12 protein-coding genes are annotated in these 12,675 nt (G+C 39.7%); 7 read left to right on the forward strand and 5 right to left on the reverse strand.

Going from position 1 to position 12,675, the window contains the following annotated elements:
* Window positions 1-306 precede the first annotated feature (306 nt).
* The 3 genes from PSI06_RS04750 to PSI06_RS04760 all read left to right on the forward strand — a co-directional run bounded on the left by PSI06_RS04750 (window position 307) and on the right by PSI06_RS04760 (window position 3,830).
* On the forward strand, window positions 307-1,284 hold the full coding sequence (locus PSI06_RS04750; protein WP_273603049.1) for a DNA topoisomerase IB: 978 nt from the start codon (window positions 307-309) through the stop codon (window positions 1,282-1,284).
* Between the two features lie 260 nt (window positions 1,285-1,544).
* On the forward strand, window positions 1,545-2,813 hold the full coding sequence (locus PSI06_RS04755; RefSeq protein WP_273603048.1) for a L,D-transpeptidase family protein: 1,269 nt from the start codon (window positions 1,545-1,547) through the stop codon (window positions 2,811-2,813).
* 15 nt (window positions 2,814-2,828) lie between these two features.
* On the forward strand, window positions 2,829-3,830 hold the full coding sequence (locus tag PSI06_RS04760; RefSeq protein WP_273603047.1) for a D-Ala-D-Ala carboxypeptidase family metallohydrolase: 1,002 nt from the start codon (window positions 2,829-2,831) through the stop codon (window positions 3,828-3,830).
* A gap of 129 nt (window positions 3,831-3,959) precedes the next feature.
* On the opposite strand, the gene PSI06_RS04765 is transcribed toward PSI06_RS04760, so the two are convergent.
* Entirely contained in the window at window positions 3,960-4,262 is a 303-nt protein-coding gene (locus tag PSI06_RS04765) for a hypothetical protein (protein ID WP_273603046.1), read from the reverse strand.
* Window positions 4,263-4,641: 379 nt separating this feature from the next.
* Here PSI06_RS04765 and PSI06_RS04770 point away from each other — a divergent pair, with 379 nt between their 5' ends.
* From PSI06_RS04770 to PSI06_RS04785, 4 genes are all read left to right on the forward strand, one after another.
* The gene (locus tag PSI06_RS04770) at window positions 4,642-6,309 is read left to right on the forward strand and encodes a methyl-accepting chemotaxis protein (protein WP_273603045.1); all 1,668 of its coding nucleotides are present in this window, start codon (window positions 4,642-4,644) and stop codon (window positions 6,307-6,309) included.
* A 327-nt stretch (window positions 6,310-6,636) separates the two neighbouring features.
* Window positions 6,637-7,098, forward strand: a complete 462-nt coding sequence (locus PSI06_RS04775; protein WP_024033092.1) for a MarR family winged helix-turn-helix transcriptional regulator — start codon at window positions 6,637-6,639, stop codon at window positions 7,096-7,098.
* A gap of 146 nt (window positions 7,099-7,244) precedes the next feature.
* Window positions 7,245-7,994 carry a serine/threonine protein kinase gene (locus tag PSI06_RS04780; protein WP_273603044.1) on the forward strand — a complete coding sequence of 250 codons (750 nt, stop codon included), beginning with the start codon at window positions 7,245-7,247 and terminating at the stop codon, window positions 7,992-7,994.
* Window positions 7,995-8,262: 268 nt separating this feature from the next.
* A complete protein-coding gene (locus tag PSI06_RS04785; RefSeq protein WP_024033089.1) occupies window positions 8,263-9,615 on the forward strand; it encodes a magnesium transporter in 1,353 nt (450 codons plus the stop codon).
* A gap of 42 nt (window positions 9,616-9,657) precedes the next feature.
* On the opposite strand, the gene PSI06_RS04790 is transcribed toward PSI06_RS04785, so the two are convergent.
* From PSI06_RS04790 to PSI06_RS04805, 4 genes are all read right to left on the reverse strand, one after another.
* Window positions 9,658-10,491: a mechanosensitive ion channel family protein gene (locus tag PSI06_RS04790; RefSeq protein ID WP_004586209.1), complete on the reverse strand. Its 834-nt coding sequence runs from the start codon at window positions 10,489-10,491 to the stop codon at window positions 9,658-9,660.
* 37 nt (window positions 10,492-10,528) lie between these two features.
* Window positions 10,529-11,248, reverse strand: coding sequence for an LrgB family protein (locus PSI06_RS04795; protein ID WP_004586210.1), 720 nt, complete (start codon window positions 11,246-11,248; stop codon window positions 10,529-10,531).
* Window positions 11,241-11,594: a CidA/LrgA family protein gene (locus PSI06_RS04800; RefSeq protein ID WP_004586211.1), complete on the reverse strand. Its 354-nt coding sequence runs from the start codon at window positions 11,592-11,594 to the stop codon at window positions 11,241-11,243. The genes PSI06_RS04795 and PSI06_RS04800 overlap by 8 nt, the downstream gene beginning before the upstream one ends.
* 72 nt (window positions 11,595-11,666) lie before the next feature.
* Window positions 11,667-12,458 (reverse strand): crotonase/enoyl-CoA hydratase family protein, encoded by a 792-nt coding sequence (locus PSI06_RS04805; protein ID WP_004586212.1) that lies wholly within the window; start codon window positions 12,456-12,458, stop codon window positions 11,667-11,669.
* Between the last annotated feature and the right edge of the window lie 217 nt (window positions 12,459-12,675).

The following is a 12,675-nucleotide window of genomic DNA, read 5'->3' on the forward strand; positions in this document are numbered from 1 at the left end:
TTACCAGTTTTGCAATAATACTTAATCATTTGCGGGCCCAAACCTAGTGTTAGCTATGTTTTTCCGGGCTCAAATAGACTAATTAATTAAGCGAGTTGGTATTATTATCCGTGTATATTTTGGCCAAAATGAGCATAGCTAAACGGTACCAAAAGGTGCAGTTTATATACTTAAGCAGGTAATTAAACTAAACGGATTTTTATATTATTGTTCAATTTTTGATTATATATCAATAACGTTGTTCAGTTTAAGGTTATTTTACAGTGATACATTTATTGATGGTGGTTTAAGTTGCTAGGAGCATAAATGAAACTAATCTACATCGATGATAATTTACCCGGTATAACCCGTAAGCGTAAAAACAAAACGTGGCTGTACTTTGACCCAATAGGAAAGCAAATTACCGATCAAAAAGTGATTGATCGTTTAAATGCGTTAGCGTTTCCTCCCGCCTACAAAAATGCTTGGTTTTGCCCTGAAGAAAATGGCCATATTTTAGCAACGGGGATAGATAGTAAAGGCCGTAAGCAATACCGCTACCATGAAGATTTTAGAGCCCAACAAGAGGCGAAAAAATACCAAGCCTGTGGAGTGTTTGGCAATAAGCTGCCATTACTGCGCGCCCGTTTAGAAAACGATTTACAAGGGGATGAGCTCAGCGTAGAGCGCACATTAGCTGCGGTAGTTAGGCTTATGGACTTAGGTGCATTGCGGGTAGGTAACGAGCGAAATGTAAAGCAAAACAAAAGTTTTGGCGCCACAACCCTGCGCAATCGCCATGCTAAGCTTACGGGTAAAAATATACAGCTACGGTATCGGGCTAAATCGGGCAAAGAGCGCGAGGTAAACATAACCGACAGAGTGCTTAGCCATGTAATTAAAGACCTACAAGATTTACCCGGTCAGCATTTGTTTCAATATATAAGCGATGGAGAGCGCACAAACGTAACCTCTAGTGAAATTAACCAGTATATTCAACAAATAATGGGTGAGGACTTTAGCGCTAAGCACTTTAGAACCTGGCGAGCCAGTGTTATTGCCTTTAAGCAACTTGTAAAAGCAAAAGGCGCACTTAGTTTAAAGAGTATGCTCGAGAGTGTGTCTGAGCAGCTAGGTAATACGCCCGCTATTGCCCGTAAATCGTATGTTCACCCAGATTTAATTGCCTTGTGTAAAGAGGATGAACAAACCCAAACAGCGTGGCGAGAGTCGCTTTCTTTACCGCGAAAAACAAAATACTTGAGTCGTTATGAGCGTGGCTTTTTAGCCTTTTTAAAAGACTAATTGCTATAGCAACTTTACACACTACAGCAACCAAATTACATAATTGCGTAGTTGAAGTGTTTTTTAATTTACCATGTAAAAGTTTAAAAAGTTATTAAATTTCAGTGTGTTGTGTTTTTATTTTATTTTGGCACCTGCATTGCACCTTCAAATTACTGTTAAGTAGTAAGTACAAAAGCATTTATCAATGATATTTAGCGAGGAGGTACAAAGTGAAGGGGTTATTTTCAAAGGTATTGTCTACAAAGGTAAAAAACATTATGTTACAGGCTACGCTCGCAGGTTGCGTTAGCACCATGCTAACAGGGCAAGCGCTAGGCAGTGCAGATCTTGAAAGTGTGGCACTTGCCAACTCTTCATTAACCACTTACAACTCGCAACAACAATTGCAAAATGGCGATTATTATTTTGATCAAAATGCAGCACAGTTAATAGCGCGTACCGAAAAAGCAATTAACTGGTACACAGAAATAGTTAACAGTGGCGGGTTTACCCCTTTATACACCAATGAGTTGCTTGAACTTGGCAGCACCAGCAAGGCGGTGAGTCAGTTAGCACTGCGTTTATATCAAGAGCGTGACTTAACCAGCAATGTATGTGACAGCGCAATGTGCACATTTGATAAAAACATTGAGCAGGCTGTGCAACAGTTTCAGCGTCGCCACGGTTTAAAGGTTGATGGGCGAGTAGGCAAGCGCACCTTAGCTAAGCTTAATGTACCCGCTAAGAAAAAATTGGCTAAATTAAAGCTTAACTTTTACCGCATAACTAACTTCGCAGGCTCAAGTGATTCGCAGTATGTGTACGTAAACATACCTGAGTACACCTTGCGCTATGTAAAAGCAGGCGAAGTAAAACTACAAAATAACGTTATTGTGGGTAAGCCGAGTTGGGAAACACCTGCCTTTAGTGACGAAATCGAAAAATTTGTAGTAAACCCTGAGTGGCGCATACCAACCTCTATTGCAACCAAAGAAATAGCACCAAAGGTGGCAAAAGATCCCCAGTACCTTGCTAAAAATAATATCGAAGTTAGAAAAAACAGCTACCTAGATTCTAAAACAGTTAACCCCAGTAATATTGATTGGCAGGCTATTAACCCCTATCAATTTGATCACTTTTTAGTTAAGCGTGCAGGGGATGAAAACCCACTTGGCGAAGTGAAATATTTGTTTCCAAATCCTGAAGCCATTTATGTTCACGACACTCCAGCAAAGCAGCGTTTTAACCAAGCGCAGCGTGCGTTATCACATGGCTGTATAAGGGTTGAAGAGCCATTTTCATTGGCGCGTGAAATAATTAAACACCAAGGTGAAGAGCGCACCCTTAAGCAAGTGGATAAAGCCAGAGATACCGATACCACTCAAACTTTTTATTTAAATGAGCCCTTACCTATTCATTTAGTGTATTGGACGGCGTGGGTTGATGAAGACATGCTCGTTAATTTTAGAGACGATATTTATCAACACGACGCAAAAGCATTACTTAAAAACGAAGATCAATCAGTCATTGCTGCATTGATTAAATAGACTATGAGAGGATTTATGCCGTTTATACCGAGTATTTTAGGCTGCATATTAGCGCTTTGCGTAAGCGTAGGTAGTTATGCCGCCGAGCCCGTGAAAAAAGCACACCCAAGCGTTGATATTCAAAATAAAGCAAATTTTGAAGATGCAGAGTTTAGCCTAAAAATTAACGACATAGTAATGCCGTATTCGGTGTTTTCTGTATTTGTGATGCCTAATGAGGCAGTTGAATTTGAAGTGCTTTACGCACAATCAAAACGATCCTATTCATTTATTAATAACCATAGCAACGCCACCTTAACGGATACAAACCGCTGGCAGTGGCAGGCGCCTAAAAAGCCTGGCTTAACCCGGGTAATTATTGAATCCCCCGACAAAAAGCAACGTATGACAATTAATGTGTTTGTTAAAGTATCTGCAGATGAAGTACAAGGTGGAAAGCTTAAATATTACCACATTGGCCATTACCCAACGCCCTCACAAATTAAGGATAGTAAGCATTACATAGTGCCCGATGGTTTTGTAAAGGTGACCCCAGAGAACGAAAATATAAAAATATCACCGCATTTTTCTCTAAAAGAATTTGTGAGTAAGCAACGAAGTAAGCACCCTAAATACTTATTTTTACAAACCAAGTTGTTACTTAAACTTGAAAAAATACGCAAAGAGCTGATTTTAGAAAACATACCGGTTAAAAATATGGTGGTAATGAGCGGCTACCGCACCCCTTATTACAACAAAGCCATTGGTAACGTAAAGCTTAGCCGCCATGTGTTTGGCGACGCTGCCGATATATTTATAGATAACGACGGCGACTACCGTATGGATGATATAAACAACGACGGCAAGCACTCTATTGGCGATGCACAAGCTATGGCTGGTATAGTGGAGTCGCTCGCTAAGCGAGAGTCATTTAAAGGCTTACTTGGCGGTTTAGGTGTTTACGGGCCAAAATCGCATCGCGGTGCATTTATACATGTTGATACGCGTGGTTTTAAAGCGCGCTGGGTGAGTAAATAATTGCAGCTGCATCATCATTTAGTATAAAGCTAAACTAGTTATGTTTAACTATGCTAAAGATTAGCTAAGCCAAGTAAGGGGAGTTTACTTGGCTTTTTATACTCTTTGTTTTAGCAGTATTTTATATACTTACTGCGCTAGCCTTTTTTGTTTAAGGCTGAGGCGCTTATGTGAGCTATAAACATGATGTATATCAGCGGCTTTAACAAGGTATGCATCAATTTCTACAGAAATCAGTCCTGATAATGGTTTTATTTCTAGTGTGCCAATATCCTCAAGGTTTGCAGATAACAAAGCTTTGTTGCCAAAGGCAAAAAGCGTTTTATTACACTCGCGCAAGTCACCATTTACATATAACTTAATGCCACCAAACCAATAATTAATTATTTTAATTTTGTTTGATTTGACCGTGAATTCAAACGACTTTCTCATTCATAGATCCTATTATAAAAAGCGTGGAATATCAGGCTAATTTTATACGAAAACCGTTATGCTACTGCAGCATAAAAGTTTCGTACTCAAGCTCTTCAAATTGTTTTGATAAAACCCTAGGTTATTAAATCTGATTTTATAGATAAAAATAGTTAGCATTAGACTAATGTAGCGCATCATTTGTATGTTCAAAGATTTATATAAAAATTATAATATATCTTATAATGCCATTAACTTGGTAACACTTCACTTCTATCAAAACTATATGTGGGCGTTAATATTATATCCATATAGTGGGTTTAACCTTATTAAACCTGTTCTATAAGTATTTATTAAAGTTACTAAATTTAATGCTTTACGCATTTACACCGGAGAGTTAATGAGTAACTTAAGCTTGAGAAATAAACTTTTACTACTGGCTATTTTACCGTTGAGCTTGTTATTGATTAGCTTAATGGCCAGCTCGTACTATTTAGAATCGCAAAACCAGCAACAAAATTTTGAAACAATTAAATCTAAACTCATTAAAGACAAACACACGCTACTTGCCACCGAAGTGGAAATAGCAAGCAAGTTGGTACGCCATCAGTTAGATAACGGATCAACACAAAGTGTTAAAAATGTCCTTAGGGAGCTTACTTTTGGTGACGACGGTTACTTTTTTATTTACGACACACGTGGCGTTAGCGTGTTCCATGCCCTGTTAGGAAGTGCTATTGAAGGGCAAAATAAAATAGGGATGACAGACCCAAATGGTAAAAAAATAATTGTTGGATTATTAGAGCAAGCACGCAAAGGTGGCGGGGCATTTAATTACCATTTTCAAAAGCCAAATACCAACGGGTTAGTAGAGAAAATAGGGTATGCCGTAATGATACCAGGTACCGATTGGATGATTGGTACGGGTGCCTATATGGATGATATACAAACAGAGCTTGCAAATTATAAACAAACTATGCAATCGCATACTCGCGAAAAAATAACTACCTTGTTATTGATTGCCTTATTTTGGGTTGTGGTTAGCGTAGTGGGCGCACTTTTAGCGTCTAACGCTATGGTTAAACCTATTCAAATAATGGGCCAAAGCTTAGATGATATTGCTAAAGGTGAAGGCGACTTAACAAAACGCCTAGCTATACATACGCACGATGAAATAGGGCAGTTGGGCGAATCGTTTAATGTGTTTGTTAGCAAGCTGCAAAGCATTATAAGTAATGTGGCTGATGTTACTAATGATGTAAAAAATGCCTCAAGCGATATTAATTCGCAAACAAAACTGTTTGAAAATAAACTGCTCAATCATAACCACGAAACAGATTTAGTTGCCACAGCGATTACCGAAATGTCGGCTACTTCTCACGAAGTGGCTAAAAATACCACGCAAGTTGCTGAGTCTACTCATACGGCAACGCTAGAAGTGGCAAAAGCGCAAGAGTGCGTAGATATTTCATTAAGTGAAGTTTCCAACCTTATGGGCGAAATTAACCTAGCTGCTGATCAGGTAAACTCTTTAAGTGAGCAATCTAAAAAAATAGACAGTGTACTTAGTGTAATAGGTGGCATTGCCGAGCAAACTAATTTGCTTGCACTTAACGCCGCCATAGAAGCCGCACGTGCCGGCGAGCAAGGCCGGGGTTTTGCCGTGGTGGCTGATGAAGTAAGAAGCTTAGCGAGTCGTACACAACTTAGTACCCATGAAATTAGTGAAATGCTAAGTGAATTACATAACTTAGTGGGCGCCGCGGTAAATGCCATGCAGGCGAGCCAAGCAAGTTGTAATCGCTCAGTTGAGTCATCGCGCGATATATCGCAAAGTTTAGGCGCTGTGACTACGTCGGTTACCACCATTAACGACATGAGTACGCAAATTGCAACCGCTGCAACAGAGCAAAGCTCAGTGACAGAAGAGATAAACCGTAATGTGTTTGCCATTCAAGAAATTGTTAATGAACTAACCCAAGCAAGTAAGACCACCTCTGAGGTTAGCCAGCATTTAGCAGGGCGCGGTGAAAACTTAGGACAGTTAATAGGGCAGTTTAAGGTTTAAAATTTAAAACGGCATTACATAAACCACTACTAGCCGCAACTTATGTTGCGGCTTTTTATTTTAAATACAAAATGGTTTAGAGGCTGTTTGCTTTTTGAGGTTGAATTTTTAGCAACGTACTTTTATTTGGTAAAGCAGTGCTTATATTTTAAGGTTGTTGCAGAGGCATAGGCGATAACGCAGTATTAACGCCAAACATGCCAGACCCTATGGGTAGAACAAATTTTTATTTTTGAAAGTACGCTAACCCTAGGGAATTTTATTAATTATGTGTAGTCTATTACACGCATTTTGAATAAACAGAGTAACCCTTATATGCAACAAAGTATGCCTTCAGTACAAAACGCCGACCCCGAAACGCTCGTAGCAGAGCAAGACCTAGGCCGGTTGATATCGTTTTTACGTTCAAAAATTGCTACACACATTGATGCCCAACTCGATTGTATGGACTTAACCTCTGCGCAATATATTGTGGTGGTGCTATTAGCGCGTGGCTCAGTAAACACATTAGCCGGACTGAGCGATCATATGGTGTACGATAAAGGCGCGATGAGCCGTTTGTTAAAGCGTTTAGAAGAAAAAGACTTAATTGAAAAAACACAATGTGAGTTTGATAAGCGCTCTACACTTTTAAGTTTAAGTGATAAAGGTAAAGCGCTTTATCCGCAAATAATGCCCTTAGTAAATCAAGTGTACGAAAAAGCACTTAGCGGTTTTTCTGAAAATGAAAAACACAGCGTTATGGACTTACTAAACCGAGCAATAAACAACCTAGATACACCTTCATAAATCTCTAAAAAAGATTATCAACATTTTAGCGATACTGTTTCAATAAAAACTTAGCCTGCTAAGTACTAGATCTAATTGTGCGGCAAATCCAACTTTGCTAATATAGTTGCCTAGGCAATTAAAGTTATCATCTTGTTAGGTTTGTTATGATTGAAAATAAGTTGTTATCACAATTACAGCAGCAGTTTCCTGAATATGTATTTATGCAACAGTATTTAAGTGTTGTTCATAAAGGGCGTTTTGCGAACGCAATTGTATACAGGTACAAAGATGATAGGTTTGACTTAATAGTAAAAGACTTTAGCCAAAGCCCGTGGTTTATTCGTAAAACCTTTGCCAAGCTTTCTGTAAATCAAGAATTTAAAGGGTTGAGCCGCTTAGCACCGCTTGATGCAGTTGCTAATCGGTTTAGCCGTTTATCGCCGATAGCGGTGGCGTATGACTACATAGAAGGCACGCCGCTTAGAAGCTTAATACACCAGGGTGAGACGTTGCCTGTTGAATTTTTTATTGAGCTTGAACGCCAAGTTGCAAAAATGCACCGCCTAGGCATTGTGCATTTAGATTTACGTAATATGGGCAATATATTATGTGGTAGCGATGGCAAGCCTTATATCATTGATTTTCAGTCAACCATTAGCTTTTCGCGCTTTTCGCGTTGGTTGCAACGTTTTATGCGCGGTTCTGACATGTCGGGCGTATATAAAGCGTGGGATAAGCTAAGTAGTACACCTTTGCCGCGTGCTAAGCAGCAGTATTTGCAGCGTTTTAACCATGTTCGTAAACGCTGGATATTTAAAGGCTACCCAATACAACGTGCATATGCATGGGGTACTGCAATGGTCACGCAGTTTGTGGACTCTGACCTAATACGTAACTTAACCGATAGATTTTAATTCCCCTTTTTCATTGTGTGACTTTGCCCATAACAGCTTAGCGTTATGGGTTTTTTTTGGCTAAAAATAAGGCCAATAATTTCTTTTTTAATTTTTAAAATAAACAGTAGTATCGCTGGTGTTTTTGCCCCTACAATGCGCAAAAATAATGAGCGCAGTTTCAACCATCAAAGCTTAAAGCGTCTTAATAAGTTTAGGTTTTTTCTGCAATTTTTTATTGTTCAAGTAAACTATAAGCAATGTGCATTTTTAAATTTAAGGTTTCAAGATGATTGAGTATCCAGTCGACCAACTACCGCAGCTAATAAACGATTTATTACAATGCGAAACACACACGCAAAAAAGCCAGCTTTTAGCCGATGCACAGCTTAATTTATCTACTGAGCACCTATCGCTACTTTTTGAGGCCATCCCAAAAGAACAGCGTCTAGAAATTTGGCAGCTATTAGATAAAGATACGCAGCATGAAATATTTGTCACCCTGAGCGATGACAGCTGCTTATGGTTACTACAAACCTTAGATGATAGCGAGGCATACGCGCTATTAGATGAAGTGAATGTTGAAGAATTACTTGAGCTTGAAGAGGTTATTCCTGAGCGCTTTGTTGATTATGCTAAAAAGCAACTCGATGAAGCACAAACGAAACAATACGATCTTGCTCAGCAGTATCCGCCTGAGCAATTAGGTCACTGGGTTGGTTTCGACTTTCTAAAAATAACTGAAAAAGCAACAATTGCAGGCGTTAAAAAATTACTGCACAAAGGTTTGCCGCAATACAGCGAAGTTGTGTATTTAGTTAGCCGCCAAGGCAGCCTAATAGGTGAACTTGCAGTAAATGATTTAATAAAAGCCGATGAAGGCGATAACCTATTGGCGCTGGCAAACTATGATTTTTCATCATTACATGCTGATGACGATTTATACGAAGCGGCAGAAGTGGTTATTCACAGTGAAAAAATGGCCATGCCGGTGGTTAATACCGATAACAAATTAGTCGGGCGTTTAACCATTAGCTCGGCATACGAACTACGCCAAGAAATTGCCGACGAAGCTGCTGCCAAAGCTGGTGGTTTACGCGAAGACGAAGACCTGTTTGCCAGTGTAAGAAAAAGTGCTAAAAACCGGGGAATTTGGCTGGGTATAAATTTAGCCACTGCGTTTTTAGCATCGTGGTTTATTGGCTTATTTGGCGCAACAATAGAGCAAGTTGTGGCACTGGCGGTACTTATGCCTGTGGTGGCCTCTATGGGCGGAATCGCCGGGAGTCAAACTTTAACGGTAATAGTGCGCGGTTTAGCGCTTGGCCAGGTAACCGACTCTAACCGCAATGCACTTTTAAAAAAGGAGCTACGGGTGGGTGCGGTGAACGGCTTAGTGTGGGCATTAGTGATTGGCGCGCTCACCTTTGTTTGGTTTAGCGACATAATGCTAAGCATTACAATTACCGTTGCTATATTGCTTAACTTAGTGGCTGCGTCGTTAGCTGGGGTTGTTATACCGTCTATTTTAGACAAAATGAAAATAGACCCTGCGCTTTCTGGCTCGGTAATATTAACCACGGTTACCGATATAGTTGGGTTTGTGACCTTTTTAGGGTTAGGCAGTTTATTACTGCTTTAAGCTATAAAACAACAAAGCCGCATTAAGCGGCTTTGTTTTTTATTAAGAAAGGTCGCGTTCTTTAATAGTAACCACCCGCTGCGGAAAGGGTATTTCTATCTCAGCGCTATTAATGGCTTTATAAACGCCTGCGTTAATAGCAAGCTTGGTTTCTATTATTTTGGTTGTAGGCACCCAATAGCGATAACTAATGGTTACGCCGCTATCGGCAAAGCGCTCTATGCCTACTTGAGAAATAGGGTTTTGAGCCACCTGATCATGAGCCTTTAACACTTCTTCAATAAGGCTAACAGCGGTATCAGCGCAGGCAGTATAGGCTATGTCTATTTCTCCTTTAACTAACGAGTAACTAAACGAGTTGTGAATAATTTCACCCACTATGTGCTTGTTAGGAATAGTGATTTCTACTTTTTCTTCATCAATTAAAATGGTGTAACCCAGCTCAATTGTTTTTACTTGGCCGCTGACCCCTTTTACTTCAATGGTATCGCCTACCACAAAAGGGCGCGTGGCAATAATAGCAAGGCCAGCGCCATAGTTTGAAAGCATTCCTTGTAAGGCTAAACCCGCACCTAGAGAGGCTGCACCTATAGCCGCTACAAAGGGGGTAACACTAATGCCTATTTTGCCAAGCGCTATCACTACAACCATCACAATAAGCAATACTTTTACCACGTTACTGACAAAGCTGGTAAGCGTGATATCGATGTTGTGACGAGCCATCAATTTAGCGACTAAATTTGAGAGTTTTTTAGCCACCCACAAACCTAGTATAAGAATAAAAACGGCACCCACAATTTGCATGCTGTAGGTAACTAAATACTCAGTGAGCATGGTGTAGTATTTTTCAAATTGTTCTATTTCAGAACTGATCATAGTGGGCTCTTTATATTGCGTAATTATTTTTTGCTAACTATAGCAAAGTGTTGACTAAAAAAGGATATAGCACGGGGACTATTATGGCGGTTAATAATGCGCTTAAAGCCATAGCAACCGAGGAAAACGCGCCTATTTTTGGGTGCTCGTCCAGTGCTGCTGCGGTGCCTATAGCATGGCACGCAGTTCCCATTGCTATTCCTTGAGCTTGGTGGTTATTCACACCTACCCACTTAATGAGCATTAACCCAAAGAGTGCACCTAGTAAGCCAATAAATATAACTAATGCTGCGGCAAGAGAGCTAATCCCCCCTAAAGACTCAGTAACTATTAATGAAATAGGCGTAGTTACACTTAATGCAGCTACGGAGGCGCTTAAATTGGCGGGTACATCAAATAAAATACTTAAAATAAAAGCCACCACAGTGGCGTTAATAATACCTAAGCTACAGGTGCTTACTATTAACAGTAGATTTTTTCTTACATGTATAAACTGCTGATACAAAGGTAAGGCCAGTGCCACTATAGCAGGCTCTAATAGCCAACTAAGTAGTTGGCTATGCCTAGAAAAATCAGCATAAGGTAATTTTAAATTAACAAGCACTAAGGCAATAATCGCAATACTTAAAAACACCGGGTTGGTGAGCGACTTTACTATGCTGTGCTGCCAGTGTTTATTAAACGCTCTTAATAATAAAAACAGCAACATAATAGCGGGAGTTGTTAAGTACCATAGCGTAAGGTGCAGCTCAGTCATTGTTATTTTTACCTTTAACATAGCCAACAACGCTGCTTACCAGTAAAAGCGTACTGGCAGGGACGAGCAAAATAACCAAAACCAAATAGGGCCAATGCAGCTTAATAAGTGCAATGTGCTCGATAAATCCTACCCCCGCGGGTATAAAAAATATTGGCATAATATTTAAAATAGGAGAGGCCGAGGGTTTAATATGGTGCTCTTTCACTACACCTAACAGTAATAAACTCAGTAAAATAACCATGCCAAGGAGCGGTGCAGGGAAGCTGCCACCAATTAAGTGCATTATTAATTTAGCACACCCTAAGCACAGTAAAATAATTGCACTGCTAAGCAAGTACTTCATGATAATGGCTCATTAATATAGAAAGAAATTAACGTTAGCAAATACGCACTATTATTAAATGCTAATTTAGTCTTACCAGCGCTTTGAATTTGCATAGCTTATATCTGTTTTCCCTTTTGCTTTGGCAATTGCTTTTTTAGTATTAGGATTGAGTAACAAGCGAATTTGGCTAAACGTTTCTTTAGCTAAAATTTGTCGTTGGTTTGTTGTGTAGCTTTTTTGAGTAACGCGCTTTATCGCTGCCAGTGTATCGGGGGAGCGTTCACGTAATATATTTAACATGCGCTGCGTGGCCTGTTCGGTATTGTCTGTAAGCTCTGTGACTAACCCCAGCTCGTAGGCCGTGTGTGCACTAATAGGATTGGCGTGGCTTGCCAGCCACAGTGCTTGGTCGCGCTTTAATAAACCAGCAAGCACTACATTAGCGCCCATATCGGGGCATAACCCCCAACGCGCTTCCATAATGGCCAGTTTTGCGTGGGTATCAACAATTCTGTAGTCGGCGCCCAATGCTATTTGTAGCCCACCCCCTAAACAATTTCCGTTTATTTGCGCAATCACAGGTACGCTTAACGATTGCCAGCCCAGTACCACTTTTTGCGCTAGGTTTTGATTGCCAGGTAGCCATTTTAGCAACAGCCTAACAATGTTTAATGGTGAGGCCATCACTGCAGCCACATCAAGCCCTGAGCAAAAATGCTCACCATCACCTTTTATTACTACGGCGCGAACACTATTATCTTTTTTTATACGTTTAATAGTGCTGTTTAATTGCATGAACATATCAAAGCTAAGTGCATTTTGTTTTTCTGCGCGGCTTAAAATAACGTTAGCAATGCCTTGTTGTATTTCTAGTTTTATCATTGCGCTCTCCTATTATTATGTGTTTGAGCTTATGATGTACGCCTTACTAAGTAAAGTAGCGGTTTGTTTTATAATAAAAAATAAATTGAATTATTTTTAACTTTTTTAGTCAAAGCACTTTGAATCTTATTTAAGCTTAACTGCGCATGAGCTGGTAACAAAAAAGTCATTATTTTTAGCTGTTTTTTCTCAAAACACAGATGAGTTTTGATATTAT

The sequence above is a fragment of the Pseudoalteromonas sp. GABNS16E genome (genome assembly GCF_028598715.1).
GTDB lineage: Bacteria > Pseudomonadota > Gammaproteobacteria > Enterobacterales > Alteromonadaceae > Pseudoalteromonas > Pseudoalteromonas atlantica.